Genomic DNA, 15333 nt, shown 5'->3' with positions numbered 1-15333 from the left:
CCATGTCTGCCACCCGCCTCGAAAAAGACACCTTCGGCCCCATCGCCGTACCCGCCGACAAACTGTGGGGCGCGCAAACCCAGCGTTCGCTGCAAAACTTTGACATCAGCGGCGAGCAGCAGCCGCGCGAAATCATTGCGGCGCTGGCGCAGGTCAAGAAAGCCAGCGCCACGATCAACTGTGCGCTGGGCCTGCTCAATGCCAAGACGGCCAGCGCCATCAACGCCGCCGCCGATGAAGTGCTGGCCGGTCAGCACCCCGACGAATTTCCGCTGGTGGTCTGGCAAACTGGCTCGGGCACACAAACCAATATGAACGTCAATGAGGTGCTGGCCAACCGAGCCAGCGAGCTGCTGGGCGGTGAGCGCGGTGAAAGCCGCGTGGTGCACCCCAATGACGATGTGAACAAAAGCCAGTCCAGCAACGATGTGTACCCCACCGCCATGCACGTGGCGGCAGTCACGGCCATCGAAGCCCAGCTGCTGCCCGCCATTGCCAAGCTGCGCGCCACCTTGCATGCCAAGAGTGAGGCTTTCGCCAACATCGTCAAAATTGGCCGCACGCACCTGCAAGACGCAACACCACTGACGCTGGGCCAGGAAATTTCAGGCTGGGTGGCACAACTGGACCACTGCGCCAAACACGTGCGCGCTGCCCTGCCCCATTTACATGAACTGGCGTTGGGCGGCACCGCAGTAGGCACAGGTTTGAATGCCCCCAAGGGCTATGCTGAAGGCGTGGCACAAGAGCTGGCCAAGCTGACGGGTTATGCGTTTGTGACCTCGCCCAACAAGTTTGAATCGCTGGCCTCCTGCGATGGCTTGGTACACGCCCACGGCGCGCTCAAAACGCTGGCCGCCAGCCTGATGAAAATTGCCAACGATGTGCGCTGGCTGGCCTCTGGCCCGCGCAGTGGGCTGGGTGAAATTGCCATTCCAGAAAATGAGCCCGGCTCTTCCATCATGCCCGGCAAGGTCAACCCCACACAGTCTGAAGCCGTAACCATGCTGTGCGCCCAAGTCTTTGGCAATGACGTGGCCATCAACTTTGGCGGGGCATCAGGCAACTTTGAGCTGAATGTATTTCGCCCCATGGTGGCGCACAACTTCCTGCAAAGCGTGCGCCTGCTGGCCGATGGCATGGTGAGCTTCAACGACCACTGCGCCATGGGGATTGAGCCCAACATTGCACGCATTGAAGAGCTGGTCGGCCGCTCGCTGATGCTGGTAACGGCACTGAACCCGCACATTGGTTACGACAAGGCCGCTTTCATTGCCAAAAAAGCCCACAAGGAAGGCAGCAGCCTGCGCGATGCAGCCATTGCCAGCGGCCACGTGACGGCACAGCAATTTGATGCATGGGTGGTGGCCGAGCAGATGGTGGGCAACCTCTAAGGCCTTGCACCTGCTTTGCGCACACAGGCAAAAGGCACTCTGAAGAGTGCCTTTTTTACTGCATGCCATTCAGCCCGGCTGACAGGGCCTGCGCCTTACTCCGGCTGCTTACTCCGGCAGATTGCCCAGCGGGCGGCCCAGATACTTTTGTGAAATAGCGTTCAGCGAGCCATCGGCTTTGGCCGTGCGCAAAATGCTGTTGACCTGCTCCAGCAAGGCCTTGTTGTCTTTGGCTACTCCAATGAAACAGGGCACATCCGTCAGCAGCAGCTTGTATTGAGCATCCAGCTTGGGGTTGCGCTGCATGGTCAACCCCGCCACGGCGGCGCTGTGGGCCAGCACCTGGCTTTGACCGGTGACAAAAGAGGCAATGGTCGCTGTATCGTCTTCAAAGCGCTTGATCTGTGCGCCTGCAGGGGCCAGTTTGGTCAGCGCATCATCTTGCAGCGAGCCACGCGTTACCGCCACACTTTTTCCAGCCAGATCACTGAACTGGGTAATCGCCAGCCCCTTGCTGGCATAGATGCCAGAAAAGAACGGTGCGTAAGAGATCGAAAAATCCACCACCTTCTCGCGTTCGGGGTTCTTGCCCATGGAGGAAATAATCAAATCCACCTTCCCGCTTTGCAGCGCAGGAATGCGGGCTGGTGAGGTGACCGTCACGATATTGAGCTTCACACCCAGCTGCTTGGCGATCAGCTCAGCAGTTGCCACATCTGACCCCTGGGGTTTGAAGCTGGCATCGATGTAGCCGTAAGGCGGATAGTCGGTTTGAATGCCGACATTGATGCTCTTGCGTACCTGAATATCGGCCAGCGATGCGGCGTGGGCAGTTGCCAGTGCACTCAAACCCAAAGCGGCAAAAGCGCCCAGTGCACTACGGCGAGACAGGGGGAAATACATAAAAGGCTCCGGCAATTGAAACAAGTGCCCGGTGCGACATGCTGGTGCATGCCTTGCGGGCCCCAGCCCTCTTAATGCATAGACCGTGCCTGAGTGCTTCGCAGCATGTCAAAGCTGACTGACTTGCTAACGCCCCCCACTTCAGAGCAAGCCGCTGTCCACAAGCGAATGCCGTTTTTGCAGTGCTCTGCCGGTATGCCACATGCCTGCCGTACAACGCCTGCTGCGCCGTGTTCAGGTGGCTTTCAAAGCATCGCCCAGTTGCGCAACTACACGGCTCCAATGGCTGATTTCGCGTTCCATAAATTGTGCGTACTGACTTTGGCTGGCGCTGGCAGCAATATCCACAATCAAGCCTTGCAACTGCTGCACCACCTGGGGCTGGCGCAAGGCGGTGTTGAGGTGCGCATGCCATGCCTGGGCAATTTTCTCGGGCGTATGTGCCGACGCAAACAGGCCAAACCAGCCTTCGTTGCTCACATCCGGCAGTCCCGCCTCACGCAGCGTGGGCAATTGCGAGTAATAGCTGCTGCGCGTGGCCGATGCAACAGCCAGTGGCACCAGCTTTTTGCTGTCGATATAAGCGCCTACAGCCCCAGCGGTGGCGAACATGGCATCCACCCGCCCGCCTACCAGGTCCTGCAGCGCAAATGGACTACCGCGGTATGGCACGTGCAGGCCCTGTGCATGCAGCCGGTCGGCCAGCAAATGGCCCAGCAAGTGCGCGCCAGAGCCCAGACCTGTTGAGGCATAGCTGAGGCGGCCTTTTTGCTTCCACAATGCCAGCGCTTCTTGCAAGGTACTGGGGCCTGCTGCCGGCACCAAAAGTACCGACGCCGTATTGCCAATTTGTCCAATCGGCGTAAAGCCACTCACCGGATCGTAGGGCTTGGGGGTCTGCATCAGCGGCGAGAGCACGTTGGTGCCGATGTGCCCCAGCAAGAGCGTATGCCCATCATTCTTGGCTACCGAAACGTACTTGGACCCAATGGTGCCGCCTGCGCCCGGCTTGTTCTCCACAATCACTTCGCGCCCCAGCTGGCTGCTGAAAGTCTGGGCCAGCACACGCGCAACGCCATCGGTGGCGCCCCCTGCGGGGCCACCCACCACAATGGTGATGGGCTTTGTTGCGGTCAAAAAATCTTGAGGCAATGCGTTATCGGCCATAGCATTGGCAGCCAGCCAGGGGGCCGATGCGCCCGCCGTTGCGGTCAGGGACCATTGCAGCCATTGGCGGCGGTTGACAGTAGAAATGAACGTACGGGACATGGTAAGAGCCTGAGGTGAATATCGGACTGCTGCGCCAAGGCAGACGCAAGCAGCCACCACCAGCGGCAAGCCAGTGGATCAAGAAACGATGGAATGTGCGCTGCGTGGGTGGCGCGTTATTCGCTCACTTGCGTGCGCTGCATGTATCGGCGCGCACGGGGATCAAAGGCGTCGCGGCGGTGCAAAGTGACGCGGTTGTCCCAGGCCACCAGGTCACCCACCTGCCACGCTTGTGCCCAAGCAAACTGGCTCTGCGTTGCATGCGCCCACAGCGCGTTGAGCAGTGCCTCGCTCTCTGCAACCGTCAGCCCTCGCACATAGGCACCACGGCGGCGGCCCAGATACAGACTGTGTTTGCCCGTAGCAGGATTGACTCGCGCCAAAGGGTGCACAGCACCCACGGTTTCGCGAGGATCCGTGGTGTCTTTAAACCCCAGGCGCAACTGGCCTGCACTGTTGCGGCTGGCATCGTGCACGCAGTCGTATTGCAGCGCCTGGGCCTTCAGGTCGGGCGGCAACGTGTCAAAAGCGGCATACATATTGGCAAAGTGGGTGTTGCCACCTTGCGCAGGCACCTCACGCGCCAGCAGCAATGCGGCCTTGGGCGGCACGGGCTGGTAAGTCATGTCGGCATGCCACACCGATTCACCATCTCCCAGCCCACCCAGTGGCTGCCCGTCTTGCACCACGTTGGAGATCACAACCAACTCACGCGGCAATGCCTGTGTGCTGGCATGCAGCGCCTGTGCGCTGATGGGCCGCTGATCCAGCGGACCGAAGTAGGCCGAAAAGCGAATATGGTCTTGCTCACTGAGCGACTGCTGTCCCCGAAAACGCAGCACCAAATGCTGGTTCCACGCTTGTTGCAAGGCAGCGATCGTGGCTGGCTGCAGTGGCTGACGAAGATCGAGGCCCACGATGTCAGCCCCCAAGGCATGACCAGTGGGCTGTACATCAAAAGTCTGAGGCACCGTGGCACGGCGGGCATGAACCACTGCAGAGGCAAACGGGGATAGAGACATGGCAGGCGGCTTTCTTCGGAAGGAATGCACGCATGCTAAAAATACCGGCCGCTGGCGTGAACGAAGCTTTTCGCGCTTGCTTATCTGTTTTTTGCTGCAAGGTGGCCTTGCGTGCCCAAAGCACGCATAAAAAAACCGCTGCGGCCTGCGCCCAGCGGTTTTTTGTAGAAGGTCAGTCAGAGCATCAAGCCTGCGGGCAGTGCCTGCGCAGACTGTGCCATGTGAGCCATGCACAGCACCAGTGCAACAGCATCAGTGCCAGCACCTGCGCCTGTTTGGCCAAAGAAGCCGATTTGGCCAGCCACTGCGGAAACACGCCATAGTTGAGCAGTACTGCAGAGATCACGCCACCCAATACATAAATAAGAATAGCGCCCTGCGCCCACTCCTCTTCACTTTCAGAATGCTTTCGCCTTGAAAGCATGAGCAGGCCTACGCAAGCAGCTATAGAAACCCATGTTTGAACACCGCTGACCATCTGCAGATAGCGTGTGATGGTGTGCCAGCCAGGCACCGTTGCAATGGTGAAGGGCACCGCCAGCACGCTCACGCTGGCTGTCAGCAACCAAAGGCCCGCAAGGGCCATGGGAACTTTCACGGAAGCGGTGCCTTGCGACATGTGCGCCTAGACGTTAAACGTACTTGACCGCAACAATCTCAAAACGGCGCTCGCCTCCAGGTGCCTGCACCACGGCCGTATCGCCCTCTTCCTTGCCAATCAAAGCGCGGGCAATGGGGCTGGAGATATTGACCAGACCCAGTTTGATGTCAGCCTCGTCTTCACCCACGATCTGGTAGGTGACAGCGGCGCCGCTGTCTTCGTCTTCCAGCTCCACGGTGGCACCAAACACCACGCGGCCACCCGCGTCTACGGCAGTGGGGTCAATGATCTGGGCAGCAGACAGTTTTCCGTCGACTTCCATGATGCGACCTTCAATAAAGCCCTGGCGGTCTTTGGCGGCCTCGTATTCAGCGTTTTCGCTCAGGTCACCCTGTGCGCGTGCTTCGGCAATGGCCTGAATGATGGCGGGGCGCTCAACAGTCTTGAGCTGGTGCAGCTCAGCCTTGAGCTTTTCTGCGCCGCGCTTGGTAATTGGAATGGTTGCCATGTCAGTTTCTCCACATACGGCTGGGCGTACACGTGCCCATTTGCACAGTCGCGCCACAGGGGCATGTCCAGAGCACCACAACAACGTGGCTGTATGGATGGGACGCCCCAAAAGCAAACCGCCGCGCAGTGAGCCACGCGGCGGTGTTCCTAGGTTTAAGGGTTGATTATGCCGTGTTTGACACGGCATGCCCTCCGTAAAACCCGCTGGTATGACTTATGCAGTCAACATTGCGTGTAACTCTTGTACAGAATACACATCCAGATTGCTGCGCATGGCCTTCATACCTTCAACGGCCGCTTCTGCACCGAAGATGGTTGTGAAAGTGGTCACACGTGCCAGCAGTGCGCTGGTGCGGATCTGGCGCGAGTCCGCAATGGCATTGCGGCGCTCTTCCACCGTGTTGATGACCATGGCGATATCGCCATTCTTGATCATGTCCACGATATGGGGGCGGCCCTCAGTGACCTTGTTGACGACTTGTACCGAGATGCCAGCCTCTTCCAGAGCCGCCGCGGTTCCGCGTGTTGCGCACAGGTTGTAGCCCATAGCTACCAGCTCTTTGGCCACGGCCACGGCACGCGCCTTGTCGTTGTTCTTCACCGACAGAAAGACCTTGCCTGTTTCTGGCAAATGCACGCCTGCGCCGAGCTGACTCTTCACGAAGGCTTCACCAAAGGTCTTGCCCACCCCCATGACTTCGCCAGTTGACTTCATCTCAGGGCCAAGAATGGTGTCCACGCCGGGGAACTTCACAAACGGGAACACCGCTTCCTTGACGCTGAAGTAAGGCGGAGTCACTTCCTTGGTCACACCTTGGCTGGCCAGAGTTTGGCCGGCCATGCAGCGCGCAGCCACCTTGGCCAGTTGCACGCCAGTGGCCTTCGAGACGAAAGGCACCGTACGCGAGGCGCGTGGGTTCACTTCCAGCACGTAAATCACGTCCTGGCCGTCCACTTCCTTGATGGCAAACTGCACGTTCATCAAGCCCACCACGCTCAGACCCTGGGCCATGGCAGCGGTTTGACGCTTGATTTCAGCCACAGTGTCGGCCTTCAGGTAGTAAGGCGGCAGCGAACAGGCGGAGTCACCAGAGTGCACGCCCGCTTGTTCAATGTGCTCCATCACGCCGCCGATGTACACGGCACCAGTATGGTCACGCACGCAGTCCACATCGCACTCAATGGCGTTGGACAGGAAGTGGTCCAGCAGCACGGGAGAGTCGTTGGAAACCTTCACGGCTTCGCGCATGTAGCGCTCCAGATCACGCTGCTCGTGTACGATTTCCATCGCACGGCCACCGAGCACATAGCTGGGGCGCACCACCAAGGGGTAGCCCAGCGATGCTGCTTTTTCCAGTGCCTCAGGCTCTGTGCGGGCCGTGGCATTGGGCGGCTGACGCAGTCCCAGGTCGTTGAGCAACTTCTGGAAGCGCTCACGGTCTTCGGCAGCGTCAATCATGTCTGGCGTGGTGCCAATGATCTTCACGCCTTCGGCTTCCAGCCCCAGAGCCAGCTTCAAAGGTGTTTGTCCGCCGTACTGCACGATCACGCCTTCAGGCTGCTCGACAGCAACGATTTCCAGCACGTCTTCCAGCGTCAAAGGCTCAAAGTACAGACGATCGGAGGTGTCGTAGTCGGTAGAAACCGTTTCAGGGTTGCAGTTGACCATGATGGTTTCGTAACCGTCTTCGCGCATGGCCATGGCGGCATGCACGCAGCAGTAGTCGAACTCAATGCCTTGACCAATGCGGTTCGGGCCACCGCCCAGCACCATGATCTTTTTCTTGTTGGTTGGCGCAGCTTCGCACTCTTCGTCGTACGTGGAATACATGTACGCAGTGTTCGAGGCGAATTCAGCCGCACAAGTGTCCACACGCTTGTACACGGGGCGCACGTTCAGGGCCTTGCGCGCTTCGCGCACGGCCTTGTCGCTGGTGTGCAGCAGCTTGGCCAGACGGCGGTCCGAGAAGCCCTTTTGCTTCAAGGTACGCAACGTAGCAGCATCAATAGCAGCCAGCGCTTGCTCACCCTTTGCTTCAAACAGCTTGTCCAGATCCAGCTCGATCTTGATGATCTCTTCGATCTGCACCAGGAACCATTTGTCGATCTTGGTGATGTTGTGCACTTCATCCAGCGTCCAGCCCGCAGCGAAAGCATCGCCCACGTACCAGATACGGTCAGGACCGGGTTCACCCAGTTCTTTTTCCAAGATTTCGCGGTCTTGGGTTTTTTCGTTCATGCCATCCACGCCCACTTCCAGGCCACGCAGGGCCTTCTGGAAGGACTCTTGGAAAGTACGGCCCATTGCCATCACTTCGCCCACAGACTTCATCTGTGTCGTCAGGCGGTTGTCGGCGGTGGGGAACTTCTCGAATGCGAAACGTGGAATCTTGGTGACCACGTAGTCGATCGAAGGCTCAAACGACGCGGGGGTTGTGCCACCCGTGATGTCGTTCTTGAGTTCATCCAGCGTAAAGCCCACGGCCAGCTTGGCCGCGATCTTGGCAATCGGGAAACCTGTAGCCTTGGAAGCCAGTGCGGACGAGCGCGACACGCGAGGGTTCATCTCAATGACGATCATGCGACCGTCTTTGGGGTTCACCGAGAACTGCACGTTGGAGCCGCCAGTGTCCACACCAATTTCACGCAGCACTGCCAGCGAGGCATTGCGCATGATCTGGTATTCCTTGTCGGTCAGCGTCTGGGCTGGGGCCACGGTGATGGAGTCACCAGTGTGCACACCCATAGGGTCCAGATTTTCGATCGAGCAAACGATGATGCAGTTGTCAGCGGTGTCGCGCACCACTTCCATCTCGTACTCTTTCCAGCCCAGCAGCGACTCTTCAATCAGCAGCTCGTTGGTGGGCGATGCCTCCAGACCACGCTTGCAGATGGTTTCGAATTCCTCTGGGTTGTAGGCAATGCCGCCGCCAGTGCCACCCAGCGTGAAGCTGGGGCGGATGACGGTAGGGAAACCCATTTCTTTTTGCACAGCCCAGGCTTCGTCCATGGAGTGGGCGATGCCGGAACGGGCCGATCCCAGACCAATCTTGGTCATGGCGTCCTTGAACTTCAGGCGGTCTTCTGCCTTGTCAATGGCTTCGGGCTTGGCACCGATCAGCTCCACCTTGTACTTGTCCAGTACCCCATGCTTCCACAGGTCCAGCGCACAATTGAGCGCGGTCTGGCCCCCCATGGTCGGCAAAATGGCGTCGGGGCGCTCTTTGGCAATGATCTTCTCGACCGTCTGCCAGGTAATGGGCTCAATGTAGGTAACGTCCGCCGTGGCGGGGTCCGTCATGATCGTGGCGGGGTTGCTGTTGATCAAGATGACTTTGAAACCCTCTTCGCGCAATGCCTTGCAGGCTTGCACTCCAGAGTAGTCAAACTCGCAGGCCTGGCCAATCACAATGGGGCCAGCGCCAATGATCAGGATGCTTTTAAGGTCGGTGCGCTTAGGCATTTTTGTGGGTCTCCATCAGCGCAGTGAAGCGGTCGAACAAATAGGCAATGTCATGCGGGCCGGGCGAAGCCTCGGGGTGGCCCTGGAAGCAAAACGCGGGCACATCCGTGCGCTCCAAGCCTTGCAGCGTGCCGTCAAACAAACTGACGTGCGTGGCACGCAAGTTGGCAGGCAGCGTTTCCAGCTCTACAGCGAAACCGTGGTTCTGGCTGGTGATGCTGACGCGCCCTGTATCCAGGTCTTTGACGGGATGGTTGGCGCCATGGTGGCTGTTTTGCATCTTGAAGGTTTTGGCACCCGAGGCCAGCGCCATGATCTGGTGACCCAGACAAATACCAAACAGCGGCATACCAGCGGCCATGATTTCTTGCACTGCAGCAATGGCATAGTCGCAAGGTGCTGGATCGCCAGGGCCATTGGACAGAAACACGCCATCGGGATTCAGCGCCAGCACATCCTTGGCAGGCGTCTGAGCCGGCACCACCGTCAGTTTGCAACCGCGCTGTGCCAGCATGCGCAAAATGTTGCTCTTTACACCAAAGTCATAGGCCACAACGTGGAACTTGGGATTGTCTAGCTGGCCATAACCTTCACCCAGCTTCCACTCCGTTTCAGTCCATGCATACGACGCTGAGGTAGTCACAACCTTGGCCAGATCCAGGCCCTTCATGGCCGGTGCTGCTTTTGCTGCTGCCAGTGCAGCATCAATGTGCGCTTGGGTTACTGCCTCGCCAGCAGCCAAACCAACGATGGCACCGTTTTGTGCACCTTTTTCACGCAGCAGACGGGTCAGTTTGCGCGTGTCCACATTCGCAATCGCCACGGTGTTGTTGCGCACCAGATATTGCGACAGGGTTTCGCTCATGCGAAAGTTGCTGGCAAGCAAAGGCAGGTTCTTGATGATCAAACCTGCGGCATGGACTTTGTCAGCCTCAATGTCCTCGACATTGACACCGTAGTTGCCAATATGGGGATAGGTGAGTGTGACGATCTGCTGGCAATAGCTGGGATCCGTAAGGATTTCTTGATAACCCGTCATGGCAGTGTTGAACACCACTTCACCGACGGTAGTGCCTTGCGCACCAATCGAATTGCCAACAAAGACCGTGCCGTCTGCGAGCGCCAAGATGGCGGATGGGAAGCTTCCCTGAAGAGACAAAAGCACTGGATTCTCCGGTTTTAAGTACGGTTACGCCCAGCGCAGCCGGGACGTTGCGTCACGCGGCAATAAAGCTTGTCTGCAGAGGTGGCGAGGAAGCGGTCGCTAGGCGTAAGGAAATAATGCTGAAAAGCCTCTCATTATATCTACTTCGCCGCGCAATGTCGGTCAAACCCTAGCCCGGCACAGGCTCACTTGAGCGCTGACACAGCACTCGCGTGCAAGCAAATAGCGGCGGCAGCACCGACATTGAGGGACTCTTCTCCACCGGGCTGGGCAATACGCACCGACTGCACCGCCAGCGACTCAACCGCAGGACCTACGCCCTGCCCCTCATGTCCCATGGCCCAGGCACAGGGCCATGGCAAGGCAGATTCGTGGATCAAATCACCACGGTGCGAGCTGGTCACCAGCAAAGGCACGTTCAGCTGCTCCAGAGCGTCCGCCTCTACGGCCTCTACCAAGTGCAATGCAAAATGGGCTCCCATTCCCGCGCGCAGCACTTTCTGACTCCACAGCGCAGCAGTACCTTTCAGAGCAACCACCTGCTTAAAGCCAAAGGCTGAGGCAGAGCGCAAAATCGACCCCACATTGCCTGCATCCTGCACACGGTCCAGCACTACCGTAGGTACGCCTGACAGCACCTGCACATCTGCTACCCAAGGCAAGACATAGCCCATCCGTGCAGGCGACTCCAGCCCACTGATATCAGCAAACAAGGCATCATCCAGAACGACTATTTTGGGAGCTGCCTGCGCCCATTCACGGGGAGCCTCAGGCCAAAAAGACTTGGAAAAAACCGCCACCTTCGGCTGCAGACCTCGCGTGAGGGCTGCACGGCACAGGTGATCACCTTCAAGCCACACATAACCCAGCTTGCGGTACATACCGCTTTCACGCGAAAGACGCCGTAATTCTTTAACAAACGCGTTATCGCGCGAACTGATTTCTGTGATGCTCATACCGTAGCGGCAGCCACTTGGCCTGCTGAAAATCTATGAATAACATGCGTGACTGGTGCAAAGCTGCGGCGATGCTCCGGGGTCGCCCCTAAACTGTTGAGGGCGACCAAATGCGCAGCCGTTCCGTAACCCTTGTGTGCAGCAAAACCGTATTGCGGATACATGCGGTCGAAATCTTCACACCAGCGATCGCGGTGTACTTTGGCCAGGATCGACGCCGCCGAGATGGCTTGAATCAACGAATCACCTTTGACAATGGCCTCCGCATGCATATCCAACAAAGGAATGCGATTACCGTCCACCTGCACCAGCGCAGGCTTCAAACGCAAGCCATTGACTGCACGCTGCATGGCAAGCATGGTGGCCTGCAGAATGTTCAGGCGATCAATCTCTTCCACAGAGGCTTGCGCTATGCAAAAACACAGAGCCTTGGCGCGAATCTCGTCAAACAGCTTTTCGCGGCGGTTCGCCGTGAGCTTTTTAGAGTCTGCCAAGCCCGCAATGGGATTGAGATCATCCAAGATGACTGCCGCAGCCACCACCGGACCTGCCAAAGGGCCACGCCCAGCTTCATCCACCCCAGCCACCAAACCCGGCGCATGCCAGGGTAACGTGCTCTGATCAGGAAGAAAGGACTTTTTGGATGGCATGGGCTGATAAGGTAGTGGTGTCTTTGCACAGCTCTTGGTGCAGAGCAGTAAATCGTTGTTCGACTGCGTGGATTTTGAGCCGCGCTTGATCGCTGTTATCCAGCCATTGCGCCACAGCATCAGCCAGTGCGCGCGGCGACGCCTGGTCTTGCAACAGCTCGGGAACCACAAATTCTGAACACAGAATATTAGGCAACCCCACCCATGGTTGCAATTGCTTGCGCTGCATCAGGCGGTAGCTCAAAGGGTGCATGTTGTATGAGACCACCATCGGACGCTTAAACAGCGCCGCCTCTAAAGTAGCAGTGCCACTGGCAATCAAGGTGCAATCACATGCGGCCAATACATCGTGCGACTGGCCTTGCACAATCTTGAGCCAGTCCGCAATACCAAGCTCATGCGACAAGGCCTGCAATTTCTCATACAGCGCCGGAACTGCTGGCAAAACGACTTGCAGCTCAGAAAACTCTTGCCTGAGTAAGGTAGCAGCCTGCATAAAAGGCTTGGCAATGTACTGCACTTCCGCCCTGCGACTGCCCGGCAACAAAGCCAGCACCGGATGATCATTACTCAACCCCAGCCGCCCACGAGCGGCCGCACGGTCAGGCTTCATCGGAATCACCTGTGCCAGAGGGTGCCCGACATAGGTCGCGGCAATATCGTGCTTGGCCAGCAAATCCGGTTCAAATGGAAAAAGACACAGTACATGGTCGGCAGCCGAACGAATCTTTTGGACACGCTCGGGCCTCCAGGCCCAAATTGACGGGCATACGAAGTGGACCGTTTTGATGCCTGATGCCCGCAGGTCTTGCTCCAGCCCCAGATTGAAATCCGGAGCGTCAATCCCCACAAACACATCAGGACGATCCTGTAGCAGCTGCGTACGAAGTTGCTTGCGTATGGAAACAATGTCCCACAAACGCATCAGCACTTCAAAGCTGTAACCGTGGACAGCCAAACGTTCGCTAGGCCACAAAGCATTAAAGCCCCGCTGCTGCATGTGCGCGCCGCCAATACCAAAGGATTGAATCTGCGGCCATTGGCGCTGCATACCGTCCAAAAGCAAACCGGCGAGCAAGTCTCCTGACGTCTCGCCGGCCACCATAGCAACACGTGGTTGCGAAATATCGATCAAGGACATGGCTCTACCGTGCTATCCCCCGGGTGGACGAATCAAGAAACGACTGCATCAATGCGATATCTTGGCGGGCCTCTGGCATCTCTGGCACCAATGCTGCAATCGCTTGCTGCGCGGCTTCAAGCGAAAGCCCTTGACGGTACAACAGTCGATGCATTTGCTTTACCGCCTTTAACCGCTCTGGCGTAAAGCCGCGTCGGCGAAGCCCTTCGATATTGAAACCGCGAACCGCCAGTGGATTGCCTTCAATCAGCATAAATGGCGGCACATCTTGTGACACGCGGCTGGCAAAGCCCGCCATTGCATGTGCACCAATTTTCACAAACTGATGCACACCAGTCAGCCCTCCAAGAATCACCCAATCGCCAACGTGCACATGGCCGGCCAAGGTGGCGTTGTTTGCCAAAATGGTCTGATCGCCCACAACGCAATCATGTGCCACATGCACATAAGCCATGATCCAGTTGTCGTTGCCAACACGGGTCACACCACTGTCTTGGCTGGTACCTGTATTGAAGGTACAGAACTCACGAATGGTATTGCGATCACCAATCACCAATTGTGTGTGCTCACCCGCGTACTTTTTGTCCTGCGGCTGCGCACCCAGCGAAGCAAATTGGAAGATGTGGTTATCGACACCAATGGTGGTGTAGCCTTCAATTACGCAATGAGGACCAATGCGCGTCCCAGCACCAATAGAGACGTTGGGCCCAATGATGCTATACGGCCCGACAGTCACAGAAGGGTGCACTTGTGCACCCTCGTGAATGATGGCCATAGGATGAATATTGGCGTTCATCAAACCTGCTTTTCAGGACCCACGTAACGCATGGTGCACATCAGCTCTGCTTCGCATGCCACCTCGTCACCCACGCGTGCAACACCTTTGAATTTCCAAATGCCGCCACGTACACGGTCAATCGATGCCTCCAGAACCAGCTGATCACCCGGCTCCACAGGTCGCTTGAAACGTGCCGCATCAATCCCTACAAAGTAGTAGATGTTATTTTCATCAGGCACCTGCCCCATGGCATCAAAAGCCAGCAAGCCTGCAGCTTGCGCCAATGCCTCAAGCATTAGCACGCCAGGCATCACGGGACGCCCAGGAAAATGGCCCTGGAAAAAGGGCTCATTAAACGTGACGTTTTTGATTGCGCGAATGCGCTTATTGCTCTCAAGCTCAACCACTCGATCTACCAATAAGAAAGGATAGCGATGCGGGAGTTGCTTGAGAATTGCGTGAATATCCATTATGAATTTCCGTTGTTGCTGTTTTGCGCGTAGAGCGCTTTCTCCAGCTTTTTGATGCGCTCACGGAGCGTATGCAATTGCTTTAAAGAAGCAGCGTTTTTTTCCCACTGCTCGTTCGTCTGCAGTGGAAAGATACCAGTGTATAGACCAGGCTGATGGATAGAACGCGTCACCATCGACGTGGGGGAGATGCTTGTGCCGTCAGCAATAGACAGATGGCCCAATATGTTTGCCGCACCGCCGATTGAACAATTTCGACCAATTTTCGCGCTACCAGCCACGCCTGTATTTCCAGCGATCACTGAATGCGCACCAACTTGCACATTGTGTGCAATTTGAACCAGATTATCGAGCTTGACACCATCTTCAATGATGGTGTCGTCCAGAGCACCCCGGTCAATACAGGTATTAGCACCGATTTCAACATCATTGCCAACCCTGACACAACCGAGCTGCTCAATTTTTATCCATTGCCCCGCATCATTGGCAAAGCCAAATCCATCAGCCCCAATCACTACCCCTGGATGCAGCAAGCAACGTTCACCAATCTGGCAGTCCTTGCTCAAAACCACATGGGAGCGCAACACTGAAGCGGCACCAATTTTGGCATTGGCCTCAACCACGCAATGGGGCCCAACATAAGCCGTAGGATCCACCATTGCGGTCTCGTGAACTACTGCAGATGGATGAACACCCGTCAGTCTTACTCCGTCTTGCTTTGCTTTCCAAAACTGCGTGAGCTTTGCAAAGTAAACATAGGGGTTCGCCGCAACAATACAAGCGCCACGAGCTTGCGCTGCAGAACGCATGCCCGGAGCTACAACGACACAGGCCGCCTTAGAGGCGGCCATTTGCGCTTCATACCTTGGGTTGCTCAGAAAGCTGATAGAGGTGCTATCCGCTGTTTCAAGCGGTGAAATACGAGAAATCTCAATTTCTCGTACTCCGCCTACTAGCTCTCCACCCAAGGCATCAAGGATTTGTCCTAGATGAACAATCACATTGACGCCC

At 57.0% G+C, this 15333-nt stretch carries 14 protein-coding genes; 1 reads left to right on the top strand and 13 read right to left on the bottom strand.

Going from position 1 to position 15333, the window contains the following annotated elements; translation table 11 throughout:
* Window positions 1–2 precede the first annotated feature (2 nt).
* Window positions 3–1394: a class II fumarate hydratase gene (fumC, locus tag H9646_RS12530; RefSeq protein ID WP_191723722.1), complete on the top strand. Its 1392-nt coding sequence runs from the start codon at window positions 3–5 to the stop codon at window positions 1392–1394.
* A 108-nt stretch (window positions 1395–1502) separates the two neighbouring features.
* Here the strand turns inward: fumC and H9646_RS12525 are convergent, their stop codons facing one another.
* The 13 genes from H9646_RS12525 to lpxD form a co-directional block, all read right to left on the bottom strand.
* The gene (locus H9646_RS12525) at window positions 1503–2297 is read right to left on the bottom strand and encodes a transporter substrate-binding domain-containing protein (protein ID WP_191723721.1); all 795 of its coding nucleotides are present in this window, start codon (window positions 2295–2297) and stop codon (window positions 1503–1505) included.
* A gap of 234 nt (window positions 2298–2531) precedes the next feature.
* Window positions 2532–3566 (bottom strand): Bug family tripartite tricarboxylate transporter substrate binding protein, encoded by a 1035-nt coding sequence (locus tag H9646_RS12520; protein WP_191723720.1) that lies wholly within the window; start codon window positions 3564–3566, stop codon window positions 2532–2534.
* 116 nt (window positions 3567–3682) lie between these two features.
* Window positions 3683–4588, bottom strand: a complete 906-nt coding sequence (locus tag H9646_RS12515; RefSeq protein WP_191723719.1) for a TauD/TfdA dioxygenase family protein — start codon at window positions 4586–4588, stop codon at window positions 3683–3685.
* A 184-nt stretch (window positions 4589–4772) separates the two neighbouring features.
* Window positions 4773–5207, bottom strand: coding sequence for a hypothetical protein (locus tag H9646_RS12510; protein ID WP_191723718.1), 435 nt, complete (start codon window positions 5205–5207; stop codon window positions 4773–4775).
* Window positions 5208–5220: 13 nt separating this feature from the next.
* Window positions 5221–5697: a transcription elongation factor GreA gene (greA, locus tag H9646_RS12505; protein WP_191723717.1), complete on the bottom strand. Its 477-nt coding sequence runs from the start codon at window positions 5695–5697 to the stop codon at window positions 5221–5223.
* Window positions 5698–5913: 216 nt separating this feature from the next.
* Window positions 5914–9162: a carbamoyl-phosphate synthase large subunit gene (gene carB / locus H9646_RS12495; protein ID WP_191723715.1), complete on the bottom strand. Its 3249-nt coding sequence runs from the start codon at window positions 9160–9162 to the stop codon at window positions 5914–5916.
* Window positions 9155–10327 carry a glutamine-hydrolyzing carbamoyl-phosphate synthase small subunit gene (gene carA / locus H9646_RS12490; RefSeq protein WP_191723714.1) on the bottom strand — a complete coding sequence of 391 codons (1173 nt, stop codon included), beginning with the start codon at window positions 10325–10327 and terminating at the stop codon, window positions 9155–9157. The genes carB and carA overlap by 8 nt, the downstream gene beginning before the upstream one ends.
* Window positions 10328–10512: 185 nt before the next feature.
* Window positions 10513–11283, bottom strand: coding sequence for a TrmH family RNA methyltransferase (locus H9646_RS12485; RefSeq protein ID WP_191723713.1), 771 nt, complete (start codon window positions 11281–11283; stop codon window positions 10513–10515).
* Window positions 11280–11933 (bottom strand): ribonuclease HII, encoded by a 654-nt coding sequence (gene rnhB, locus H9646_RS12480; protein WP_191723712.1) that lies wholly within the window; start codon window positions 11931–11933, stop codon window positions 11280–11282. Before rnhB ends, H9646_RS12485 begins: the two co-directional genes overlap by 4 nt.
* Window positions 11905–13074, bottom strand: a complete 1170-nt coding sequence (gene lpxB / locus H9646_RS12475; RefSeq protein WP_225214180.1) for a lipid-A-disaccharide synthase — start codon at window positions 13072–13074, stop codon at window positions 11905–11907. The genes rnhB and lpxB overlap by 29 nt, the downstream gene beginning before the upstream one ends.
* A 4-nt stretch (window positions 13075–13078) precedes the next feature.
* Window positions 13079–13870 (bottom strand): acyl-ACP--UDP-N-acetylglucosamine O-acyltransferase, encoded by a 792-nt coding sequence (gene lpxA / locus H9646_RS12470; RefSeq protein ID WP_191723711.1) that lies wholly within the window; start codon window positions 13868–13870, stop codon window positions 13079–13081.
* Window positions 13870–14325, bottom strand: a complete 456-nt coding sequence (gene fabZ, locus H9646_RS12465) for a 3-hydroxyacyl-ACP dehydratase FabZ (protein WP_191724044.1) — start codon at window positions 14323–14325, stop codon at window positions 13870–13872. Before fabZ ends, lpxA begins: the two co-directional genes overlap by 1 nt.
* Window positions 14322–15323 carry a UDP-3-O-(3-hydroxymyristoyl)glucosamine N-acyltransferase gene (gene lpxD / locus H9646_RS12460; protein WP_191723710.1) on the bottom strand — a complete coding sequence of 334 codons (1002 nt, stop codon included), beginning with the start codon at window positions 15321–15323 and terminating at the stop codon, window positions 14322–14324. Before lpxD ends, fabZ begins: the two co-directional genes overlap by 4 nt.
* Window positions 15324–15333 lie beyond the last annotated feature (10 nt).

This window comes from Comamonas avium (assembly GCF_014836675.1).
In the GTDB taxonomy this organism is placed as follows: Bacteria; Pseudomonadota; Gammaproteobacteria; order Burkholderiales; family Burkholderiaceae_C; genus Comamonas; species Comamonas avium.
The sequence above is the reverse complement of the archived record's forward strand: the minus strand, read 5'-3'. Positions and strand labels throughout refer to the sequence as shown.

Coding starts and splice junctions, on each gene's coding strand:
- H9646_RS12485 (WP_191723713.1), bottom strand. CDS start 11,283: ATGAGCATCACAGAAATCAGTTCGCGCGATAACGCGTTTGTTAAAGAA.
- H9646_RS12520 (WP_191723720.1), bottom strand. CDS start 3,566: ATGTCCCGTACGTTCATTTCTACTGTCAACCGCCGCCAATGGCTGCAA.
- fumC (WP_191723722.1), top strand. CDS start 3: ATGTCTGCCACCCGCCTCGAAAAAGACACCTTCGGCCCCATCGCCGTA.
- carB (WP_191723715.1), bottom strand. CDS start 9,162: ATGCCTAAGCGCACCGACCTTAAAAGCATCCTGATCATTGGCGCTGGC.
- greA (WP_191723717.1), bottom strand. CDS start 5,697: ATGGCAACCATTCCAATTACCAAGCGCGGCGCAGAAAAGCTCAAGGCT.
- H9646_RS12510 (WP_191723718.1), bottom strand. CDS start 5,207: ATGTCGCAAGGCACCGCTTCCGTGAAAGTTCCCATGGCCCTTGCGGGC.
- rnhB (WP_191723712.1), bottom strand. CDS start 11,933: ATGCCATCCAAAAAGTCCTTTCTTCCTGATCAGAGCACGTTACCCTGG.
- lpxB (WP_225214180.1), bottom strand. CDS start 13,074: ATGTCCTTGATCGATATTTCGCAACCACGTGTTGCTATGGTGGCCGGC.
- H9646_RS12525 (WP_191723721.1), bottom strand. CDS start 2,297: ATGTATTTCCCCCTGTCTCGCCGTAGTGCACTGGGCGCTTTTGCCGCT.
- H9646_RS12515 (WP_191723719.1), bottom strand. CDS start 4,588: ATGTCTCTATCCCCGTTTGCCTCTGCAGTGGTTCATGCCCGCCGTGCC.
- lpxA (WP_191723711.1), bottom strand. CDS start 13,870: ATGAACGCCAATATTCATCCTATGGCCATCATTCACGAGGGTGCACAA.